The organism is Bradyrhizobium sp. cf659, assembly GCF_900113725.1.
In the GTDB taxonomy this organism is placed as follows: Bacteria; Pseudomonadota; Alphaproteobacteria; order Rhizobiales; family Xanthobacteraceae; genus Bradyrhizobium.
In genome coordinates, this window is sequence record NZ_FOQJ01000002.1 from 236079 (window position 1) to 256116 (window position 20038).

Below are 20038 nucleotides of genomic sequence, written 5' to 3' on the forward strand. Positions count from 1 at the left end.
ATGTCCGAGGACACGCCGACGATCGACTTTTCGGACCTGATCCGGAACGGCGATCTCGTCGTATGCGGACAGGCGACGGCGGAGCCTGTTACCCTGACCGAAGCGTTGATGGCGCAGGCGGCACATCTTCCGCCGTTCCGCATGATGATCGGGCCAGTGTTCTCGGAGACGTTTTCGGCATCGTGCGCGGGACATGTGTCGTTCCAGAGCTATGGCGTGATCGGCAATGCGCGGCGGCTTGCGAAAGCGGGGCGGCTCGACGTGATCCCAAGCAATTACAGCGCCTTCTGTGCCGACTTCGCCGCGCGCCGCTATCAAGCCGAGGTCGTTCTGGTGCAGCTTGCGGAGCTGGAAGGGCGGCTCAGCGCCAGCCTCTCCAACGACTACGTCATCGATGCCGCGCGCGGCGCGCGCCTCGTCATCGCCGAGATCAATCCGGATGCGCCTTTCACGTTCGGCGCGGAATGGCCGGAGGACGTACCGATCCATGTTCGGGTGGCGGCCCGAAAGCCACCGGTCGAATTGGCCTCGACGCCGCCTGATGACATTTCACGGCGCATTGCCGCACATGCGGCAGGTCTGATCATCGACGGCAGCACGCTCCAGTTCGGCGTCGGCCGTATTCCGGATGCGATCCTGTCCTCGCTGCCGCATGCGCGCAATCTCGGCATCCATTCCGGCCTGATCAACGATGCCGTCGTCGACCTGATCGAGTGCGGCGCGGTGACGAATGCGGAGAAGGGCATCGACGCCGGCATCACCGTCACCAACCAGGTGATCGGGACCCAGCGGCTCTATCGCTTCGTACATCAGAACAGGGCGGTGGCGGTGCGGCCGGCGTCCTACACGCACGGCCAGAACGTGCTGGCGCGGATCAATCGGCTGGTCGCGATCAATTCGGCGCTTCAGGTCGGGCTTGACGGCAGCGTCAATTCCGAGACGCTGAATGGCGTCGCGATCGGCGCCATCGGCGGGCAGCTCGATTTCGTGCGCGGCGCCAACGCCTCTTTCGGCGGAAGGGCGATCATCGCGCTACCGGCGACGGCCTCCGACGGGACCAGCCGGATCGTCGCTGATGTCGAGACCGTGACGACACCTCGCGCCGATGTCGATGCCATCGTCACCGAATGGGGCGTTGCGGAGCTGCGTGGTTGCGGTCTTGCCGAGCGCGCGCGCCGCATGATCGCGATCGCGGCGCCTGAGCACCGCGACGCGCTTTCGGCGCAGCTTCGCGGGCTCGCGCGCTAGCTCAGTTCATCATCGCGAGTGTCGGGCGCTGGCTTTCGCCGGATCCGATGATCCCGGGCAGGTCCGCCGCCTCGCCGGCGATCATGCCCGACATCTGCCAGAACAGGTGCGCGAGGCGGGAGAACACCAGCCGCTCGCGCTCGGCAGGAACGGTGCCGTCCGGGATCGTCACGGTTTCGAGGCCGACCACCTTCTTGAAGTCGGGCCAGATCGTCATCGACTGCGCGATCACGGAGTAGCAGCGCGGATCGTCGTCGCTCTCGTCGGGCGCCGGTGGCAGACCCGGATATTGCGTCGGCGAGGCATAGAACTTGTAGGCACCATAGCCGAGCCGGAGCAGGAATTTCTCGGGGACGGCGACGTCGGCGGCAAAGGACACCAGCCGTGCTTCGCTCAGCACGTCTGGCTCGATCGCGCTGAGGTCCGATGCGCGCAGCGCCGAGCAGAAGGCGAGCTCGCGACTGTGCTCGCGGAGCAGATTGGCGAGCGGCTGCTGCTGTTGCACGGTGTCGGTGAGCAGGATGATGGTCTTGAGCATGATGTATCGTCCGTCAGGGGAAGAGGTGGCGCGCGGTCATGACCGCATCGTCGGAGGCGTGGGCGGCGAAAAAATCATTGGCGATGCGCTGTCCTGGCGCGATCTCCAGGATCCGATAGCGGGCCTGCGCTGCGGCCTCCCGCGCGGCGCCGACGTCGTCCTGCCAGGCGCAGAGCGACAGCTCGAGCCGGCCGTAGCCGCCGCAATCGGCGGCATAGGCGCCGGTCACGGCTTCCACCGTGGCGGCAACCGCGCCCGCGTCACTGGCCGAGATGTCGCGCAGGATCACGGCAATGCCGTTGCCGGTCTCGGCTTTCGAGGTCATCACCATGAAGGCGTCGCGAGCGCCGGTGCGGCCGGCGCGACGGGCGGTGCGCACGACGCCGGCGAAGCCGGGATCGGGACCGAGCTCCAGCGTCGTGGTCTGCTGGTCGTGCAGGATCGTGGCGCGTATCGCGCCGAGGTCGCCCTTCAGCGCGTGATAGGAGCGCGGCAGCCATACGGTGTCGAGCGGCACCTGTGACGAGGTCAGGCTCCAGGCCTGGTCGAGCAGATAGCCTTCCCAGATCGCGGGATAGGACGCGGCGAGTTGCTGCCAGGCGCGCAGGAGCATCTCCGCTCCCTTGGTGCGGCCGAGATAGAGCGTGCGCGCCGACATCTCCCAGCGATTCCACTTGTGCAGGGCGACGTCGCAGCCGAGGAACGACGGCAGCAGCGGTGCCTCGCGCAGCACGGCGTCAGCCTCGACGAACAGCAGCGGCTCGCGATACTTGTTCCACATCCGCATCATGAACTCCGCCTTCTCGAAGCAGAGGATGCCGTCGCCGAGCTGGGTCTCGATCGGTTCGATATGGCAATCGAGCCGCAAGCGTTCGAGCGACTGACGGAGGCGGAGGGATGCGGCCTCGTCGCCGCCGCGCGGATAGCAGGAGACGATCCGCGGCCGGAGGGGGGAAGCATCGGTCGCGGTGAGGAACTTCGACCAGCCGATGCCGCCCCACCACATCTCGTGCGGACCGTCCGCGCCGCAGGGGCCGACGGTGCCGAACTCGGTCAGCTTGGACTTGAGGAAATCGAAGCCGGGATTTTCGCTGAAGGGAATGACGACGGCGCAGCCGGGATTGAGCGCGCGGTAGAACAGCTCGGCCACCGCCCCGCTCGGCGGCTCCCTGAGGATGATGACACCGTTCCGCCGGCTTTCGCTGACATCGTCGAGCGTCGGCGCACCATACTGGTTGACCAGCCAGCCCAGGCGGTCGCGCTGGGCGCGGCCGAGCCTCACGCCGCCGGATTGCAGCAGCCGATCAAGGTTTTCGTGCGTCTCGTCCGTCAATTCCGTGCCCCTCACGTCGCCAGCCCCTGGACTTCAACGTCCCGAGCGGCGCGATCAGGCGCACTATTTGCGGCCGGAGCCGAGCGGCGTGATTGCGACGGAGTAGACCGCGATCTCCTGCGTGATGGGAGCGACCGGAATCAGCAGGCAGCCGTCCTCGCTCTCGGCGCGATAGTGATCGCCGCTCTGCTGTATCCCCGCATAGACCAGGCTTTTGGCCGCGATCCCGACGACGTCCTGGCTCTCGGCGGCATCGCGTACGTCGTCCCCCTGCTGCACGGTGACGCCGTGAAGCAGGCCCTCGGGCGCGAATTTCGCCAGCGGCAGCGCGATCATGGCGATAGCCATGGTGCGCGACAGGGGAATGCGCAGGCGCAGCTCGCCGAGCCCGGTGCGATGGACGGTCACGCTCTCCAGCGCCGCATCGCCACCCGCGCGGAACAGGCCGACCTGAACCGGGCCGCAGGGCCGTTCCTCAAAGACGTCGGCAGGCAGGCGGTTGGCGCCGAACAGCACATAGAGATAGCCGTAGGAGGGTGACAGGCCGGCAAAGCTGCCGGCGAGCCACATCGGCGGTGCGGCCGCGGTGCAGGCGGCAGAGAGGCCGCGGGCGGTGATCTGGTCGCGCACGAACCGTTCGTCGCGCAGCGGCGCGAGCGCGTGGGTACCGAGATTGACGTCGTGCTTCAACGTGCCGAGCAGTGCCAGCTCGTCATCGTCGGGCAGCAGCAGCAGCCGCGCCAGCGTCGCGGCACACCAGCGCGCCGCGACGTCGGGCGCAGCATAGGGATCGAGGCCATGGTCGCGCGCGACGTCGCCCGCGCTCTGCGCGAAGGCAAGCGCGCCGGCCTGGATCTCCGCGGCGAGCGCCATTTGCTCCGCGGGGCGTGGATTGACCTCGCGCAGCACCGCGCGGCCGTCGTAATCGCGAACCGAGCCATCGGCGGAGCAGCAGGCCTGCTCCAGCAATGCCACGTTGCGGATCAGCATGCGCTTGACGTGCGGCGTGACGACGAGGTCGGAGACAAAACCGTTGGCGCTGTCCTGCTCGGCGAGATCGTCGAAGGCGTCGTCGAGCGACATCAGATAGGCGCCATGGAGGCGGATATCGATGCCTTCCAGGTCGAAGATTCGGCGCAACGCCTTCTGCACGCTGCCGGAATAGCCGAGATCGGCGAGCACGAGGTCGGTACAGTCGTCGAAGCCGGGGATGGCGTGGCGGAGATAGACGAGCAGCCGGGCCCGCAGGCCTGCGGCGAGCGCGACGATTTCAGCCGGATCCATCAGTCCGGGAAGCGCTTCTGCGAGCTCTTCACCGGAGGCGATACCGCCGCGACAGCCGGCAAAGAACGCCGCGACCTTCGGCGGCATGATCTTCACCATGTCGCGGAAGGTCGGTGCGTCGATCTTGAAGACCTTGCTGAGGAGATCGACGAGCGGCTGGATCGTGTCGGCCGAGGCGATCAGGCTGACGCGGCGGTTGATCTCGACATAGGCCGCCGACATGCCGTGCAGGTCCTGCCAGATCCGGTGCGACAGGAAGCCGTCGCGGCCGAGGAAGCCGAGAGCAACCTTCCTGCCGGGACCTGCGACCTCTTCGCACCGCCTTGCGACGAAGGCGTCGAATGCCGACAGCACCGGCCCGAGCACCGTGACACCCAGGTGGAAGGCCGGTGACCTCTCGGCGCTGCGCGCGGCGACCACGCGCCGCAAGGTGCGCGCGCCGTGGTCGAGCCGCGACGGCGCGCCGTGGCACAGCAGCTCGAACAGCGCGGTCTCGCGCTGAAACTTCGATGCGAGCTGGGCCGTGGCCTGCGGATAGTAACGTGGGCGAATGCCGTGGCGCTTGGCACCCTTGATGTCGGCCCTGTCGTTGTCGCCGACGTGAAAGGAGGCGCTGGGATCGATGCCCTCGTTAGCGAGGTATTTTGCGAACAGCGCCTCGCTCTTGCCGCTGCCGTGGTCGCAGGAGGCGTAGAGAAAGTCCCAGGTCAGTCCGGGGCGGCAGGCCCGCAGCAGTCGTGCCAGCCGGTCGGAATCCCAATAGGTGTCGGAGATGAATCCGACGCGGTGGCCGGCGCGGTTCATGTCCAGATATTGCCGAAACATGTCTGGATTGGCGCGGCAGAGCTCGATCTCCGCGGCGAACTCTGATTCGACCAGGAGGCTCAGATCGCGGCGCGTGAGACCGAACAGGTTGAACGGAAAATAGGAATAGACCTCGTCGATGTGAACTTCGCTCGTGCCGCGCTTGTCCTTCGCGGTCCTGCGCGCTCGCGCTTCGGCCTGAATGCGATGCTGAACGAAACTCGCAGAAACATTCGGACAAGTTCTTGAAATGCCAGATAGCTCGTAAGTCCTTTCAAATACACCATCTGGCGTCGTGCAGGCCCGAAGCAGAAATGTATCGAAAACATCGAACGACCAAGCAGAAACAATTTTCGCGCGGCGCTCTGCGCCGGCCGTTGCGATCGTCATGCCAAGATTCCCCGCCAATCAGAACGATTAACGTGCGCACGCGCGAGGTCAGGCGCCCCAACGACGAAAAAAGTTCATGCGCGATTCAAAATCGCACTCGTTGCGACTGACAGATTCAAAAAAATCGCTAGGTTCGAAAAAGGTGATTCGGAAAAAATTGCCGAGTGCGGAAGCCGTCTCGCGTTCGTTCACACTCTGAAACAATCGCTTCGTGATGCGCTGCGCGCGTGTCGCGTTTGATCACCTAGTGCCGCGTAATGTCAGCGTTTTCTCTCAACGACATCTGTTCGGGATGGATGATCCGTCATGGCGCGAGACGATGTGATGATTGCAGGCTGGACGTGCGCGGGTTGCGCGCAGTCGGCAATTATTGCCCGACACTCGGCAAAAGATACCGGCTAACATCTTGAAAAATAACAAAAATTCTCCGCCTGGATTGTTTTCGCCCCGCGTTCAACGCCTGGAAGCCGTGTGGCATGTGCGCCGCCGGCATTGCGGGTTGGAGGTTGCGGGATGAGTTATGCTGCTGATGTCTGGGCTCCCGCCGAGGCCGAGATCACGACGACGGCGCCGGTCGATGCGATCGTGCCGGTGATGCCGTCGGTGCCGCTCGCGCCGGACAGCACCCCTGATACCGTCGATGTCGTCTTCGACGAGGACAGCGAGCTCCTGGACAGGCTCGCGACCGGCGACGAAGTCGCGTTCCGCATGCTGGTCGAGCGTCACATCGATCGCGCCTACGCGATCGCGCTGCGCATCGTCGGCAACGCCGCGGACGCCGAGGACGTGGTGCAGGACACCATGCTCAAGATCTGGAGCCATCGCGGGCGCTGGCAGCACGGCCGCGCCAAATTCTCGACCTGGCTCTATCGCGTCATCTCCAACCGCTGCATCGACCTGCGCCGCAAGCCGCGCAACGAGAATGTCGAGACGGTGCCGGAAGTCGCCGACGGTCAGCCCGGCGCCGTCGAAATCATCGAGCGCAACGAGCTGAACGGCATGCTGGAGCTCGCGATGCAGCGCCTGCCCGAGCAGCAGCGCATCGCGGTGATCCTCTCGTACCACGAGAACATGAGCAACGGCGAGATCGCCCAGGTGATGGACACCACGGTGGCCGCGGTGGAATCGCTGCTCAAGCGCGGCCGCCAGCAGCTTCGCCAGCTCCTGCGCAAGCACGAGCGCGACATCCGCACCGCGTTTACCGACTGCTAACCATAAAAATCGCCTCACGAAAATTTTCGCGCCTGATCTGCCTGCGCTCCGCCGTTTGAGCGAACGGACGGGGCTGCGGTCCGCGTCGTCGTAAGTCGATTTCCACGATGCGGCACGCTTGCCCATCAGCACAGGAGCTTCCAATGCCTGCAATCAATACCAATAGCGCCGCCAACGCCGCGGTCCGCTATCTCAACATCAACTCCGCGCAGGAGAGCAGCTCGCTCTCGAAGCTGTCGAGCGGCTCGCGCATCACCTCGGCATCCGACGACGCCGCGGGTCTTGCGATCTCGACGCGCATCTCCTCGGACGTCACCACGCTCCAGCAGGCCGCGACCAACGCCTCGCAGGCCACCGCGATCCTCCAGACCGCCGACGGCGGCGCCTCGAACATCTCCGACATTCTCGCGCGCATGAAGTCGCTGGCCTCCGAATCCGCTTCGGGCACCACGACCGACTCCAGCCGCGCCTATATCCAGTCGGAATTCTCGCAGCTCAACTCCGAAATCGACTCGATCGCGACCGGCACCCGCTACTCCAGCCAGAGCCTGCTCGACGGATCCAGCGTGTTCTCGTCCGGCGTGTCCGTGCTGGTCGGCTCGGACGGCTCCGACACGATCACCATCACGCTGACCAGCCTGACGGCGTCCTCGCTCGCCGTCACCTCGCTCGACGTCAGCACCCAGTCCGGTGCGACATCGGCGCTCGACGCCCTCGATACCGCGATCGACACGGTCTCCGCCGCGCGCGCCTCGATCGGCGCCCAGGAATCGCGGTTCAACTTCTCGTCGGATTCGATCTCGACCCAGACGCAGAATCTCCAGTCGGCAAACTCCGCGATCAAGGACGTGGATATCGCGGCCGAGCAGTCCAAGCTGTCTTCGGCCGAGGTGAAGACCCAGGCCGCCGTGTCGGCGCTGGCCGCCGCCAACCAGATGCCGCAGTACCTGCTCAAGCTCCTGGGCTGATGATCAACCGACCGGGCCGGCATGATGCCGGCCCGGCCCTCTCTGTCAGGGACGGCCGAGCAAAGTGACCAGCGTCAGTTCGAGCACCAGCAGCACAAGCACGACGAGCTCCTCGGGCGTGTCGGTCACGACGAGTGGAACCACCAATTCGAGCAGCATCGACTGGACGGCGCTGATCCAATCGGCCGTCGACGCGAAGACCGCGCAGGCGGACACGATCTCGACCACGATTACGAACAATGAGGCCAAGATCTCGGCGTATCAAACGCTGCAGAGCGATCTGAAGACGCTGTATTCGGGGCTGGCGTCGCTTTCGACCGCGGTGGTCAACTCGCTGTCCACCAGCGCATTTGCGACGCGTGCGGCGAGCATCAGTTCCACCGGCGACGTGAGCGCCTCGTCGGCGCTCTCCATGACGCTCAAGAGCGGGGCCGCGACCGGTGATCACACGCTGACGATCAGTCAGCTGGCCGCCGCGCAAAAGGTTTCCGGCACCTCGCAATCGAGCCAGACCGACGAACTCGGATATTCCGGCACGTTCTCGATCGGTCTGGAGGGCGGCACCACGTCCGATATCACCATCACCAGCACGATGTCGCTTCAGGACGTCGTCGATGCCATCAATGCCCAGACCTCGACGACCAACGTCCAGGCCTCGATCGTGCAGGTCTCCAGCACTTCGTTCCAGATGGTGCTGACGGGCACGGAGGATGCCGCCGACATCACTTATTCGAGCACGTCCGGCGACGATATCCTGAACGAGCTCGGTGTGACCGACAGTTCGGGGAGTTTCACCGACGTGCTCCAGGAGGCGCAGGCCGCCGAGTTCACGCTCGACGGCATCGCGATGACCCGCGATACCAACGACATCTCGGACGTCCTGAGCGGGGTCACCTTCAGCCTGCTCCAGGAGACGCCGGACGGAGCGACGCTGAACATCAGCATCGAGACCGACACCAGCCAGATCGAATCGACGCTGGAGACGTTCGTCACCAACTACAACGCTTTCCGCGACGAGGTGATCGCCCAGCAGGCGACCACGACCGACGGCACCGCGGACTCGAGCGCGGTGCTGTTCGGCGACGGGACCATGCGCAATATCATGGATGCGCTTCAGAATGCCCTGAACACGACCGAGGGCGACATGACCATGGCCGATCTCGGCCTGTCCTTCAACGAAAGCAATGAACTCGAGCTGGATACCAGCACGCTGTCGGATATCCTGAGCACGAATCTGAGCGGCGTCACCAAGCTGTTGTCGGCGCAGACCACGACGTCGTCGAGCCAGCTCAGCGTCGTCAATACCGGAACGTCGCCGCAATCCTTCACCCTGGATCTGGCGGTCGATTCCGACGGCAACCTCACCTCGGCGTCGGTCGGCGGCGACTCGTCGCTGTTCACGATCAGCGGCACCACGATCATCGGCGCTTCCGGCTCGATCTATGCCGGCATGGCCTTCACCTATAGCGGCTCGACCTCGCAGTCGATCACGGTGACGTCGACCACGGGCATTGCAACGCAGCTCTATCAGATCGCGAAGGACTATTCGTCGTCGACCGGCGCGCTGCAAACGCAGATTACCAGTCTGACGACCCGCGACGACGAGCTCCAGCAGAAGGTCGACGACATCAACAGCGCGGCGTCGACGCTGCAGTCGCAGCTCGAGACGCAATACGCGAAATACCAGGCGGCGATCGAGAGCGCCAACAGCACGCTCGACTATCTCAAGGCCCTGCTCAATTCCAGCTCGAGTGATTGATGATGAACAATCCGATGGCGTACATGGCCAACCAGGCCTATCGGGGAACGGCAACGCGTGTGCCGCCGCTCAAGGCGGTCGCGATGCTGCTTGGCGGCACGATCACCTTCCTCCAGAAGTCGCTGAACGCCCAGGAGGGACGGCGCTTCGAGGAGGGGCACGAGCACCTGATGAAGGCGACCGCGATTCTGCGCGGGCTGAGCCACAATCTCGATTTCGCCAAGGGCGGGGCGGTGGCGGAACAGATGTTCCAGACCTACAACGCTTTGATCCTGGCGAGCCTCAAGGCTTACGGCCGGCCGCATGCCCGCGAGAGTTTTCGGCGGATCATCGCCGGGCTGACCGAACTGCGGGAGGCCTGGGAGTCCGTCGATGCCACGTTGCGGAGCGGCAAGGCCGGGCCGGCCGATTCGGCCCGCACGGGCTGAAGCGGCCTGTTCCTTCGCATTGCGGGGAGGGGCGTTGCGGGGTCGTTGTCTTGGCCGATTTCCGTAGCGCTGCGGGCGCTTTTGGCGCCCGAAGCCGCTGAAATCCGGTTTCCGCCTCGCTCGCAATGCTTTATGACGGCCTGACCGAGGCAGGACCGGCGGGCGATGGACGTCACCGAGTTTGAGGAACTGATCGACCGGCTGGGCGAGGATCTCTCCCTCTGGCCCGACGATCGGCGCGTGCCCGCCGAAGAGCTGCTGGCGCACTCGTCGGCTGCGCAAGCCCTGCTGGAAGAGGCGCGCGCCTTGCGCCAGGCGCTCGCCGCGCCCCCGGTCCGCGCCCCCAAAGGCCTCGCCGACCGCATCGCCGCCGCTGCTGCGAAAATGAAAGGCGACCCCGCCGAGCCGCGCACGGAAGGCGAGACGGCGGAGAGCTGAAGGGCTCTTCATCTGGCATCGTCGCTCTCTTCACCTCGCCCCGCTTGCGGGGAGAGGTCGGATTGCGTCGAAGATGCAATCCGGGTGAGGGGGACTCTCCGCGCGTCCGACTGTCGCTGTCCTCGCGGAGACTCCCCCTCTCCCCAACCCTCTCCCCGCAAGCGGGGAGAGGGAGCGCGCCGCCACCGCCGCTACAAATCAGCTTGAGCTAACCGCCCGTCTGACACGCGTACACGGCAGATTTTGCCGTGTCGAAAGCCGTTTTCGCACGCGTGAATCGCCGCCTGAATCCGCGCGCCCACCCGTTTCATCAGCACACAGATTTCAAGCGCCGCCGACCGACATCGCGTCGCCGGCGGCGCGGGAAAGCCGGAGTTTCTGATGACCGTTTCCGCAACGAGTTCCGCGTCGACCGCGACCACGACGACATCGTCGTCGTCGAGCACGTCGTCCAATTCGACGCTGACATCCAGCGACTTCCTGAGCCTGCTCGTCAGCGAGCTCCAGAACCAGAATCCGCTGGATGCGACCTCGACCACCGACCTCGTCAATCAGCTCACCTCCTACGCGAATTTCACCTCCCAGCAGTCGATCAACTCCAATCTCAATTCGCTTGCGAGCTCGTTCTCCAGCCTCGTGACGCTGAACTCCGTGAACTACATCGGCCACACCGTCGAGGCGAAGACGGACACCTCGACACTGAGCAACGGCTCGGCGACCTTCGGCTACTCGCTGTCCTCGGCCGCCTCCGACGTCTCGATCAGCATTCAGGACTCCTCGGGCAACACGGTGTGGACCGGCACCGGGACCGGCAATGCCGGATCGAACAGCTTCACCTGGGACGGCAAGGACTCCAGCGGAAACCAGCTCTCCGACGGCGGCCAGTACACGATCTCGGTGACCGCGACGAATTCCACCGGCAATTCGGTCCTCAACTACACGACCGTCACCGGCACGGTGACCGGCATCGACACCTCGACCTCGACACCCTCGCTTACCGTGAACGGCATTTCCGTCAGCGCCGCCAACATCATCGGCGTCACATCCTGATTTCTTCCGGAGTTTCATCATGAGTCTCAGCGGTGCATTATCCTCGGCGATCTCGGCGCTCAGTGCGCAGAGCCAGTCCCTGTCGATGATCAGCGACAACATCGCCAATTCCGACACGACCGCCTACAAGACGACGTCCGGGATGTTCGACGCGCTGGTGACGGCGTCGAGCAACACGACCTCTTACGCCTCGGGCGGCGTCACCATCTCGGGCCGCGCCAACATCACCCAGCAGGGCCTGCTGGCTGCGACCTCCAACGCCACCGACGTCGCGATCCAGGGCTCAGGCTTCTTCGTTGTGACCGACGCCAAGTCGGGCGGCACCACCGCCTACACCCGCAACGGGGCCTTCACCACCGACAATGCCGGCTATCTCCAGAACAACGGCTATTATCTCGAGGGCTGGCGCACCGACGCGGACGGCAATGTCGTCGGCAACGAATCGGCGAGCAATCTCGAGCCCATCAACACCCAGGTCGCCTCGACCAGCGGCAGCGCCACCACCAAGACCACGATCGCGGCCAATCTGCCGTCGGACGCCGCGACCGGCGACACCTATACCAGCTCGATGACGGTCTACGATTCGCTTGGCGCCGCGAATTCGATGCAGATCACCTGGTCCAAGACCGGCACCAACACCTGGAGCGCGAGCTTCGCCAACCCGACCTCGGCCTCGGACACGACGACCGCGACCGGTACGGCTTCAGGCACGATCGACATCACCTTCAACAGCGACGGCTCGCTGGCCAGCACCAGTCCTGACCCGGCGACCGTCTCGATCACCGGCTGGACCGACGGCGCAGCCGACAGCACCATCACCATGGATCTCGGCACCGCCGGCAAGACCGACGGCCTGACGCAATACGCGTCCGGCGAGACCACGCCGTCGGTCAACGTCACCAGCATCGACTCGGATGGTTTGTCCTACGGCAAGCTGTCCAGCATCTCGATCGGCGACGACGGCGTGGTCGATGCGACCTATTCCAACGGTCAGACCATCGCGATCTACAAGATCGCGGTGGCGACCTTCGCCGATCCCAACGGGCTCGCCGCCTCCAGCGACGGGATCTATTCGGCGACCGTGACGTCGGGCAACGCCGCGCTGCAGGCCTCCGGCGAGAACGGCGCGGGCACGATCTACGGCAGCGAGCTGGAATCTTCGACCACCGACACTTCCAGCCAGTTCTCGAGCATGATCTCGGCGCAACAGGCCTATTCGGCGGCGTCCCAGGTCATCTCGACCGTCAACAAGATGTACGACACCCTGATCTCGGCGATGAGGTGAGTGGTGCGCGGTGAGGGGTCCGAGGCTGTCGGAGAGGCGCTGCTGCGTCGGCTGCGACGGCTGGTGGCGCGGGCCGCGACCGTCAAGGGCCGCGACCGCAAGCAATTGCTCGCACTGATCGACGACGTCGAGACGGCCCGCCTCGGCCTGTTGCGGGAATGCGCGGAGGTCGAGGGCGAAATGAGGCAGGCAACCGTCAGGACGACTGCGATCGCCACTTACCTGCGCAACGCGCAGGCGAGCCGCGGCAAACGGAATAACTAGAAGAAGGCGATGACCATGACTGTAGCCATAGCCACGAGGACGAGCGCCGCAAATGGCGACACGCGGATCAAGTCGCTGATCGCGCTGATCGACACGCTGACCGCGCTGGTCGCCGAGGAGAATGCGGAACTCGCCAAGGGCCTGCCGGCCTCGCGCCTGAAGCAGGTCGACGAGAAGAACCGCCTGGCGGAGATGTTCGAACGGACCGTTGCCGAGTGCGCGGCGGGCACGACCAGCCTGAACGTACCGGACCGGATCCTGCGCGAGCAGCTCATGGAGCGGATCCTGAAGCTGCGCGCGGCGATGGACGAGAATCTGGTGCGCCTGCGCGCGGCGATCGAAGCCAGCAATCGCCGGATCGAGGCCGTCATGCAGGCGATCCGCGAGCAGATCGCGGCGGTGTCGCCCTATGGCGCCTCCGGCCGGGTCGCCGCGCGCTCCGTCTCCAGCGGCACCAGCCGCAGCGCCTGACGATTCGAGGGTCCCGCCGTGTCACTCAATATCGCACGATCGATCGCCTTCAGCGGGTTGTCGGCCACGTCGGTGCAGATCAGCGTGACGTCGTCGAACATCTCGAACGCCGACACGACGGGCTATACCGCGAAGACCGCGAACCAGTCGAGCAGCGTCACCAACGGTGTCGGCACCGGCGTCACCGTGACCGGCATCACCTCGACGGTCGACAAGCTGCTGTTGAAGTCGCTGGTCGGGGCGACCTCCGACCTCGGATCGGCCGATACGACCAACACCTATCTGACCTCGCTTGAAAAGCTCTACGGCACGACCAGCAGCAGCGATGGCAGCTCCACGGGAACCTCGCTCGCGAACAGCATTGCCTCGCTGGAATCGGCGCTTTCGTCGCTGGCGAGCACGCAGAGCAGCGCCTCGCTGCAATCCAACGTCGTCAGCGCGCTCGACGACGTCGCGAGCCAGTTGCGGGAGACATCGAGCGGAATCCAGAAGCTCCGCAGCGACGCCGACCAGGACATCTCGTCCTCGATCGACGACGTGAATGCGGATCTGGAGCAGATCGCGGATCTCAACGCTGCGATCAAGCAGACGGCGGCGGCCGGCCAATCGACCGCGGATCTGGAGGACCAGCGCAACACCGCGCTCCAGGACGTCGCCTCCAAGATGAACATCAGCTATTTCACGGCGTCGAACGGCGATCTCCAGATCTATACCACGTCCGGCCAGGCGCTGGTCGACAGTTCCGCGCACACGATCAGCTATACCGCCGCGGCCAACGTGACGGCGTCGACGACCTACACCGCCGGCTCGTTGTCGAGCGGCTTCAGCGCGATCACGGTGAACGGCGTCGATATCACCTCCCAGATTACCGGCGGCGACATCGGCGCGCTCGTCACGCTTCGCGACAAGACCCTGCCGGCGGCGCAGTCCCAGCTCGACCAGCTCGCACAGCAGCTCGCCTCGGCGATGAACAGCGTCTCCAACAGCGCCTCTTCGGTGCCGGCGCCGACGAGCCTGACCGGCACGACTGGCGTCACCAGCAGCACGGCGCTCTCCGCCACCGGCACGGTGCGCATCGCCGCCACCGACCAGAGTGGCAATCTGGTCTCCTACGGTGATCTCGACCTCTCGTCCTATTCCACGGTGGGCGATCTCGTCACCGCGATCAACGGCATCTCCGGACTCTCCGCGTCGGTCGATTCGGACGGCCATCTCTCGATCACGGCGACCGGCTCCGGCAACGGCGTCGCCATCAACGAGATGACGAGCTCGGTGGGAAGCTCCGGGGAAGGGTTTTCGGAGTATTTCGGTCTCAACGATCTGGTGACGGGGACGAGCGCGTCGGATATCGCGGTCAACAGCAAGATATTGTCCGGAACCAATGAGCTTCAGCTCGCGACACTCGACTCCTCGTCGAGCCTGACGGTCGGCAGCACGGTGTTGTCGTCGGGGTCCGCCACCGTCGTCAATGCTTTCTACGATGCCTTGACGGAGTCCCGGACATTTTCCTCCACCGGCGGGCTCGCCGCCACCACCGGCTCCTTCGCCGATTACGCCTCGGCCATCGTGTCCGATGTCGCGAGCAAGTCGTCGCAGGCCTCCACCAACTACACCGCCAAGGAGACCGCGCAGTCGACCTATGCGAACTCGCTGTCGTCGCAGTCTGGCGTCAACCTGGACGAGGAATCGGCGAAGCTCAGCACGCTCCAGAACAAATATTCGGCAGCTTCCGCGCTGATCCAGGCCATCAACTCGATGTATTCGGCGCTGCTCTCCGCCGTGCAGTCGACCTAGGAGGGCAATAGGGCATGGTGGCGATGCGGGTCGCGACCTTCGCGCAGTCGAGCAAGATGATCTCCGACGCGCTGCGCGTGCAGGCGGTCATGGCCGAGAAACAGGTCCAGGAATCGTCGGGCATCATCTCGAGCGACCTCGGCGGCTACGGCTCGGACGCCCAGCACGTCGTCAACCTCCAGGTCTCGGTGACGCGGGCGCAATCCTATATCGATGCCGCAACGCTCGCCGACAGCAAGGTGCAGGTGATGTATTCGGCGGTCGGTTCGATGACCGACATCATCACTCAACTTCGTTCCCAGCTCAGCGCCGCCTCGACCGGAAGCTCGACCGAGACGAACTCGGTGATCACCTCCGCCCAGCAGATGCTGGAGGAGATGGGGTCGATCATGAACACGCAGTATGACGGCCAATATGTCTTTGCCGGCGGCAAGACGGACACGGCGCCGGTCGATCTCACGAGCTTTTCGTCGGGGACGGGGTCCCTCACCACGGCGGACACCAGCTACTACGGGGGCGATGACGAGATCGCCTCGGTCCGCGTCGGCGCCGGTGAAACCGTCTCCTATGGTGTCACCGCCGACAATTCGGCGTTCGAGGAGGTGATGCGTGTGCTGAAATTCGTGGCCAACAGCACCTCGCTGTCGTCCGCGGACATCTCCAGCGCGCTCGATCTTGCCAGCACGGCGCTCGACGACACGGCGGCCGTGCAGGCGAAGCTTTCCAGCGCAGCGTCCTCGATCGAGACGGCGAGCGCCCGCCAGAGCGACTACAAGAGCTATGCCGAGACACTGTCGAGCGACCTCACCAGCGTCGACGTCGCCGCCATTACGGCGGAGCTCTCGACCTACGAGTCGCAACTTACCGCGTCCTATTCGGCGCTCGGCAAGATCCTCAGCATGAATCTTGCGAGCTATCTGAAATAGGGTCGGCTCATTCGGCCGCGATGCGTTCCATTGCGATGGCACGAAGCCGGGCGCGCTGGATCTTGACCCCGTTGGCGCTGTCGGTGACGGGGAAGGCCTCCACGACATAGATCCGCGCCGGGACCTTGTAGCCGGCAAGCCGCTCGCGCAGGCGCGCGATCAGCGCTTCCTGCTGCGGCGGCTCTCCTGCCGGGATCACGAAGGCGACGCAGCGGGCGTTTCCCTTCAGATCGACCGCGACGACCTGGGCATCGGCAACACCTGTGCACGACTTGAGCTCGTCCTCGATCTCGCCGGGCGCGACAAGGAAGCCGCCGAGCCGCATGGCGTCGCCCGCGCGGGTCTCGTAGACGAAGGAGCCGTCGCCGCGCAGCCGGCCGATATCGCCGGTGCGGAAAAAGCCGTCCGCGGTGATCGCATCGCGCGTCGCGTCGGGATTGTTGAAGTAGCCGAGGAAGCGTGACGGCGCACTGATCTCGATCTCGCCGGAGATGCCGGGGGCCGCGAGTTCGCCGGTCTCGGTGTCGCGCACGCGGACCTTGGCTGCCGGCGACATCGGCCAGCCGCCGCCCTCGATCCGGTCGGTGAAGGCGTCACTGGCGCGGGCGATCGAGAACAGGGCCTGCACCTCGCTCGAACCGTAGAGGCCGTGCAGCGGCATGCCGCGCGCTTCGGCCTCCGCGGCAAGCTCGCGCCAGCCGGGCTGGAACGCGGCGAAGCCGAACACCTCGGCACGGGGGAAGGGACGGGCCAGGTCGGTGAGGGCGAGGATGCGGCGGAACATCTCGTCGGAGCCGAAGGCGTGCGTGATGTCATGGCCGCCGAGGATATTCAGCGCCGGCGCGGCTTCGAAAGCGTCGAGCACATGGATGGTCGCGCCCGCTGCGATGAAGCCGAGCAGGCTCGACATGCCGAAGGTGCCGCAGAACGGCAGCATGGCCAGCAGCGCATGACGTTGCGGCGAGAGCTTGAGCGCCGTGGCGACGGAGGCGGCGTGCGCGGCCAGCGTTCGCTGCGAGTGCGCGACCAGCTTTGGCCCTTTGGTCGTGCCTGACGTGGTGTAGAGCAGCACGGGCAGATCGAAATCATCCTGGGCGGGCGGGGCCGGCGGATAGGACTTGTCGAACGCATCGAACCGCACACAGGGCCAGTGCGCCGGGATCGCGTCCGCGCCGACCACCGCAAGCTGTCGCAGCGCGGGCACCTCGTCCTTGGCGATATCGGCGAGGATGGCGCTAAAGTCGATCGAGCGGAACGCGGCCTCGACCACCATCAGCCTGGCGCCGGACACGCGGAGCAGATGGGCGACCTCCGCGCTGCGGTAGCGCGTATTGACGGCGGCGACGATCGCGCCGAGGCGGGCGGCGGCAAACAGCAGCACGACCCATTCGATCCGGTTGACCAGCCAGACCGCGACGACATCGCCCTTGCTTATACCCTGGGCCGCAAGCCAGGCTGCGGTCTGCTCGATCTTCTCCGAGAATTCCGCGCGCGAGACCGGCGTGCCGTCGAATACGAAGGCGGGATCGGCGAAGGTCTCGATCCGGGTCAGCGATTGCAGGGAAAATTCGTTGGGGCTCATGCGCCCCGGAGTAACCCGATCGCGCAAAACTGTCTACTTGGTGCCGAACATTCGGTCACCGGCATCGCCCAGGCCCGGCACGATGTAGCCGTGGTCGTTGAGGCGCTCGTCGATTGCAGCGGTCCAGATCGGTACGTCGGGATGTTCGCTCTGGAACTGCGCGATGCCCTCGGGCGCGGCCAGGAGGCAGACGAAGCGAATGTCGCGGGCGCCGCGGTTCTTGAGCAGGGACGCGCCGGCGCAGGCCGAGTTGCCGGTCGCCAGCATCGGGTCCATCAGGATCACGGTGCGGTCGGACAGGTCCTGCGGCGCCTTGAAGTAATATTCCACGGCCTGCAATGTTTCGGGGTCGCGGTAGAGCCCGATATGGGCGATGCGCGCCGAGGGCATCAGCGCCAGCATGCCGTCGAGGAAGCCGACGCCGGCGCGCAGGATCGGCGCCAGCGTGAGCTTCTTGCCGGCGATCTTCGGCGCCCGCATCGATGCGATCGGCGTCTCGATCTCGACCAGCTCCAGCGGCAGGTCGCGCGTCACCTCATAGCCGAGCAGCATCCCGATCTCGTTCAGGATCTCGCGAAAGCTCTTGGTCGAGCGGTCCTTCTCCCGCATCAGGGAGAGCTTGTGCTGGACCAGAGGGTGGGCGACGACGTTGACGCTGCTTGTGCTCATGAAACCGCTCTACACGGTTCCGTGAAATTGCGCCAGATCGGCCGGATATTTTCCGCAGGATACGCGGCCTCAAGCCGGCACCGCGACCTCCTGGCGGGCACGGCTGCTTGCCTGGTAGGCAGCCATGGTCAATTCGCGCTCGATCGCCGTCCGCATGGCGTCGATGGCCTCAGGCGCAACCACGAGGTCACGGCGGTGGAACTGGCACGCTTGATCGAGGCGGAAGCGGCGAGGTGAGGGCTAAACGCCGAGCCCGCGCGCGACGAGCGTGATCACGATCGTCAGGATCGCGCCCCACACCAGGCTCAGCGTCATGGTCAGGATCGTCGTGGTGACCGCGTGCTCGAGATTTCCCTTGAGGAGCTGCACGCTACTTGTCCGGGGCGGGCGCGGCGCCGATGCGCATGCCGAGCAGCAATGCATCCATCAACGCAACCAGGATCGCGATCTTGAGCTCGATCATGTCCGCCGCCTCGTGGCCACGCGCGCAAGAAGCTGCCTCGCTCCCCCCGCCAGCACGATCAGGGGATTGCCGCGGTTCTCGATGTCGAGCTCGAAGGTCTCGGCAGGAAACACCAGCGCGCACCGCGCCGGCGCGCTCTGACGGGCGGCGAAATCCACCGCCGAGCTCTTGAACAGGAACACGCCGCCGACGCGTCCGCGTGCCTCGCGCGCGACCCAGAGCCCGGCCTTGTTGCGACCGATGAAGAAAGCCGGAATCGAGGCGCTGACGACGTCCGGATCGAGCGGCCTGAGCGCCGTGGCAGAATCGTTTCCGGCCGCCGATGTCGGTCGGCGATGGACGGCTTGAAGGGCGATTGCGGCCATGGCGGCCTCCTCACACATCTGCAAAGTCATGATGCCCGCTCCGCCGGTCAGGCGTGGAGATGCCAGACATGGATTGCCGTCCTCAGTGCGATGAGCGCAGTGAGCACGCTGCCCATCGAGAGCACGGCCAGTGCACGGAGCGCCATGCGCTTGAGCTGGGTCTTGCGCGCCTTCGCGATCCGCAGTCGTTCGGCTCCATCAAAGGGCCGGTCAAAGCTATGTGTCAGCATCGACATCCTGGAAGTCCTTGTCTGTGGTGCGGCGCTGCGGCCGCTCCAATCTGGCTTCCATGATGGCCGCCGCTGGGTAGGATTTCGAGATGAGCGTCGAGGCCGTCGCATAGGAATGTCATAAAGACGCCGGTCGTGCCGGCAGTCCTCTGAAGAGGCCAAGGCTGCGTTTCGGTTGAGGTTTGGACCGGGCAGGCTTCGAACGCGCGAGCCCGACGGCAGCCGCAAAAGCGAGCCGCAGCCGCGGTTGGTCGATCTGCTTGCGGAAGCAGTTCAAAGTCGCCTCGGCGTCTTGTTGCTGGCCGCAGATGGCCGCGCAGAGCCTGGAGGTGGTTCGCCGGAAGAAGTGCAGCGAGTCCTCGCCGCTGCGACGGCCGCCGAGACGATCGAGCTCGGTTGCGGGAGCCGCGACATTGAGCCTGTCGGAATCACTCAGTGTCACCGCAAAGCGCAGGACTGCGAGCTGCCAGGCGTAGAGCAGCCTGTGATGGTCGCCGGCTGATGGTGGCATGCGATATCCGCAACGCTGCGCGAGGC

21 protein-coding genes are annotated in these 20038 nt (G+C 65.2%); 12 read left to right on the forward strand and 9 right to left on the reverse strand.

Features of this window, described 5'->3' with window-relative positions; all coding sequences use genetic code 11:
• Positions 1-1248: an acetyl-CoA hydrolase/transferase family protein gene (locus tag BM118_RS10250; RefSeq protein WP_092184831.1), complete on the forward strand. Its 1248-nt coding sequence runs from the start codon at positions 1-3 to the stop codon at positions 1246-1248.
• 1 nt (position 1249) lies between these two features.
• On the opposite strand, the gene BM118_RS10255 is transcribed toward BM118_RS10250, so the two are convergent.
• The 3 genes from BM118_RS10255 to BM118_RS10265 form a co-directional block, all read right to left on the reverse strand.
• Positions 1250-1786 (reverse strand): hypothetical protein, encoded by a 537-nt coding sequence (locus BM118_RS10255; protein ID WP_092184833.1) that lies wholly within the window; start codon positions 1784-1786, stop codon positions 1250-1252.
• A gap of 13 nt (positions 1787-1799) precedes the next feature.
• Positions 1800-3119, reverse strand: coding sequence for a hypothetical protein (locus BM118_RS10260; RefSeq protein WP_092184835.1), 1320 nt, complete (start codon positions 3117-3119; stop codon positions 1800-1802).
• 63 nt (positions 3120-3182) lie between these two features.
• The gene (locus tag BM118_RS10265; protein ID WP_092184837.1) at positions 3183-5597 is read right to left on the reverse strand and encodes a hypothetical protein; all 2415 of its coding nucleotides are present in this window, start codon (positions 5595-5597) and stop codon (positions 3183-3185) included.
• Between the two features lie 513 nt (positions 5598-6110).
• On the opposite strand from BM118_RS10265, the gene BM118_RS10270 reads away from it, so the two are divergent.
• From BM118_RS10270 to BM118_RS10320, 11 genes are all read left to right on the forward strand, one after another.
• On the forward strand, positions 6111-6809 hold the full coding sequence (locus BM118_RS10270) for an RNA polymerase sigma factor (protein ID WP_092184839.1): 699 nt from the start codon (positions 6111-6113) through the stop codon (positions 6807-6809).
• Positions 6810-6952: 143 nt separating this feature from the next.
• Positions 6953-7777: a flagellin gene (locus tag BM118_RS10275; RefSeq protein WP_092184841.1), complete on the forward strand. Its 825-nt coding sequence runs from the start codon at positions 6953-6955 to the stop codon at positions 7775-7777.
• A 64-nt stretch (positions 7778-7841) separates the two neighbouring features.
• Positions 7842-9536 carry a flagellar filament capping protein FliD gene (fliD, locus tag BM118_RS10280; RefSeq protein ID WP_092184842.1) on the forward strand — a complete coding sequence of 565 codons (1695 nt, stop codon included), beginning with the start codon at positions 7842-7844 and terminating at the stop codon, positions 9534-9536.
• Entirely contained in the window at positions 9536-9964 is a 429-nt protein-coding gene (locus BM118_RS10285; RefSeq protein ID WP_177234181.1) for a flagellar export chaperone FliS, read from the forward strand. The genes fliD and BM118_RS10285 overlap by 1 nt, the downstream gene beginning before the upstream one ends.
• Before the next feature lie 165 nt (positions 9965-10129).
• Positions 10130-10402, forward strand: coding sequence for a hypothetical protein (locus tag BM118_RS10290; RefSeq protein WP_092184848.1), 273 nt, complete (start codon positions 10130-10132; stop codon positions 10400-10402).
• 381 nt (positions 10403-10783) lie between these two features.
• Positions 10784-11452, forward strand: coding sequence for a flagellar hook assembly protein FlgD (locus BM118_RS10295; RefSeq protein WP_092184850.1), 669 nt, complete (start codon positions 10784-10786; stop codon positions 11450-11452).
• Positions 11453-11471: 19 nt separating this feature from the next.
• On the forward strand, positions 11472-12737 hold the full coding sequence (gene flgE, locus BM118_RS10300) for a flagellar hook protein FlgE (protein WP_092184852.1): 1266 nt from the start codon (positions 11472-11474) through the stop codon (positions 12735-12737).
• Between the two features lie 3 nt (positions 12738-12740).
• Positions 12741-13001: a hypothetical protein gene (locus BM118_RS10305; RefSeq protein WP_092186124.1), complete on the forward strand. Its 261-nt coding sequence runs from the start codon at positions 12741-12743 to the stop codon at positions 12999-13001.
• 15 nt (positions 13002-13016) lie between these two features.
• The gene (locus tag BM118_RS10310; protein ID WP_441299752.1) at positions 13017-13472 is read left to right on the forward strand and encodes a flagellar protein FlgN; all 456 of its coding nucleotides are present in this window, start codon (positions 13017-13019) and stop codon (positions 13470-13472) included.
• 18 nt (positions 13473-13490) lie between these two features.
• Positions 13491-15266: a flagellar hook-associated protein FlgK gene (flgK, locus tag BM118_RS10315; RefSeq protein ID WP_092184856.1), complete on the forward strand. Its 1776-nt coding sequence runs from the start codon at positions 13491-13493 to the stop codon at positions 15264-15266.
• A 14-nt stretch (positions 15267-15280) separates the two neighbouring features.
• Positions 15281-16192, forward strand: coding sequence for a flagellin (locus BM118_RS10320; RefSeq protein WP_177234182.1), 912 nt, complete (start codon positions 15281-15283; stop codon positions 16190-16192).
• 7 nt (positions 16193-16199) lie between these two features.
• Here BM118_RS10320 and BM118_RS10325 read toward each other — a convergent pair whose 3' ends face one another.
• From BM118_RS10325 to BM118_RS10345, 6 genes are all read right to left on the reverse strand, one after another.
• On the reverse strand, positions 16200-17774 hold the full coding sequence (locus BM118_RS10325) for an AMP-binding protein (protein ID WP_092184858.1): 1575 nt from the start codon (positions 17772-17774) through the stop codon (positions 16200-16202).
• A 33-nt stretch (positions 17775-17807) separates the two neighbouring features.
• The gene (gene upp, locus BM118_RS10330) at positions 17808-18443 is read right to left on the reverse strand and encodes a uracil phosphoribosyltransferase (RefSeq protein ID WP_028174525.1); all 636 of its coding nucleotides are present in this window, start codon (positions 18441-18443) and stop codon (positions 17808-17810) included.
• Between the two features lie 240 nt (positions 18444-18683).
• The gene (locus BM118_RS42550; RefSeq protein WP_256374891.1) at positions 18684-18812 is read right to left on the reverse strand and encodes a hypothetical protein; all 129 of its coding nucleotides are present in this window, start codon (positions 18810-18812) and stop codon (positions 18684-18686) included.
• Positions 18813-18902: 90 nt separating this feature from the next.
• On the reverse strand, positions 18903-19301 hold the full coding sequence (locus BM118_RS10335; RefSeq protein WP_092184861.1) for a hypothetical protein: 399 nt from the start codon (positions 19299-19301) through the stop codon (positions 18903-18905).
• 17 nt (positions 19302-19318) lie between these two features.
• On the reverse strand, positions 19319-19507 hold the full coding sequence (locus BM118_RS10340; protein ID WP_092184863.1) for a hypothetical protein: 189 nt from the start codon (positions 19505-19507) through the stop codon (positions 19319-19321).
• Between the two features lie 112 nt (positions 19508-19619).
• The gene (locus tag BM118_RS10345) at positions 19620-20012 is read right to left on the reverse strand and encodes a hypothetical protein (RefSeq protein ID WP_092184865.1); all 393 of its coding nucleotides are present in this window, start codon (positions 20010-20012) and stop codon (positions 19620-19622) included.
• Positions 20013-20038: the final 26 nt, after the last annotated feature.

Bases quoted from the DNA above. Each gene is read 5' to 3' on its own strand.
- BM118_RS10250 (WP_092184831.1), top strand. From the start codon at position 1: ATGTCCGAGGACACGCCGACGATCGACTTTTCGGACCTGATCCGGAAC.
- BM118_RS10255 (WP_092184833.1), bottom strand. From the start codon at position 1,786: ATGCTCAAGACCATCATCCTGCTCACCGACACCGTGCAACAGCAGCAG.
- BM118_RS10265 (WP_092184837.1), bottom strand. From the start codon at position 5,597: ATGACGATCGCAACGGCCGGCGCAGAGCGCCGCGCGAAAATTGTTTCT.
- BM118_RS10270 (WP_092184839.1), top strand. From the start codon at position 6,111: ATGAGTTATGCTGCTGATGTCTGGGCTCCCGCCGAGGCCGAGATCACG.
- BM118_RS10275 (WP_092184841.1), top strand. From the start codon at position 6,953: ATGCCTGCAATCAATACCAATAGCGCCGCCAACGCCGCGGTCCGCTAT.
- BM118_RS10285 (WP_177234181.1), top strand. From the start codon at position 9,536: ATGATGAACAATCCGATGGCGTACATGGCCAACCAGGCCTATCGGGGA.
- BM118_RS10290 (WP_092184848.1), top strand. From the start codon at position 10,130: ATGGACGTCACCGAGTTTGAGGAACTGATCGACCGGCTGGGCGAGGAT.
- BM118_RS10295 (WP_092184850.1), top strand. From the start codon at position 10,784: ATGACCGTTTCCGCAACGAGTTCCGCGTCGACCGCGACCACGACGACA.
- flgE (WP_092184852.1), top strand. From the start codon at position 11,472: ATGAGTCTCAGCGGTGCATTATCCTCGGCGATCTCGGCGCTCAGTGCG.
- BM118_RS10310 (WP_441299752.1), top strand. From the start codon at position 13,017: ATGACTGTAGCCATAGCCACGAGGACGAGCGCCGCAAATGGCGACACG.
- BM118_RS10320 (WP_177234182.1), top strand. From the start codon at position 15,281: ATGGTGGCGATGCGGGTCGCGACCTTCGCGCAGTCGAGCAAGATGATC.
- BM118_RS10325 (WP_092184858.1), bottom strand. From the start codon at position 17,774: ATGAGCCCCAACGAATTTTCCCTGCAATCGCTGACCCGGATCGAGACC.
- upp (WP_028174525.1), bottom strand. From the start codon at position 18,443: ATGAGCACAAGCAGCGTCAACGTCGTCGCCCACCCTCTGGTCCAGCAC.
- BM118_RS10335 (WP_092184861.1), bottom strand. From the start codon at position 19,301: ATGACTTTGCAGATGTGTGAGGAGGCCGCCATGGCCGCAATCGCCCTT.
- BM118_RS10340 (WP_092184863.1), bottom strand. From the start codon at position 19,507: ATGTCGATGCTGACACATAGCTTTGACCGGCCCTTTGATGGAGCCGAA.
- BM118_RS10345 (WP_092184865.1), bottom strand. From the start codon at position 20,012: ATGCCACCATCAGCCGGCGACCATCACAGGCTGCTCTACGCCTGGCAG.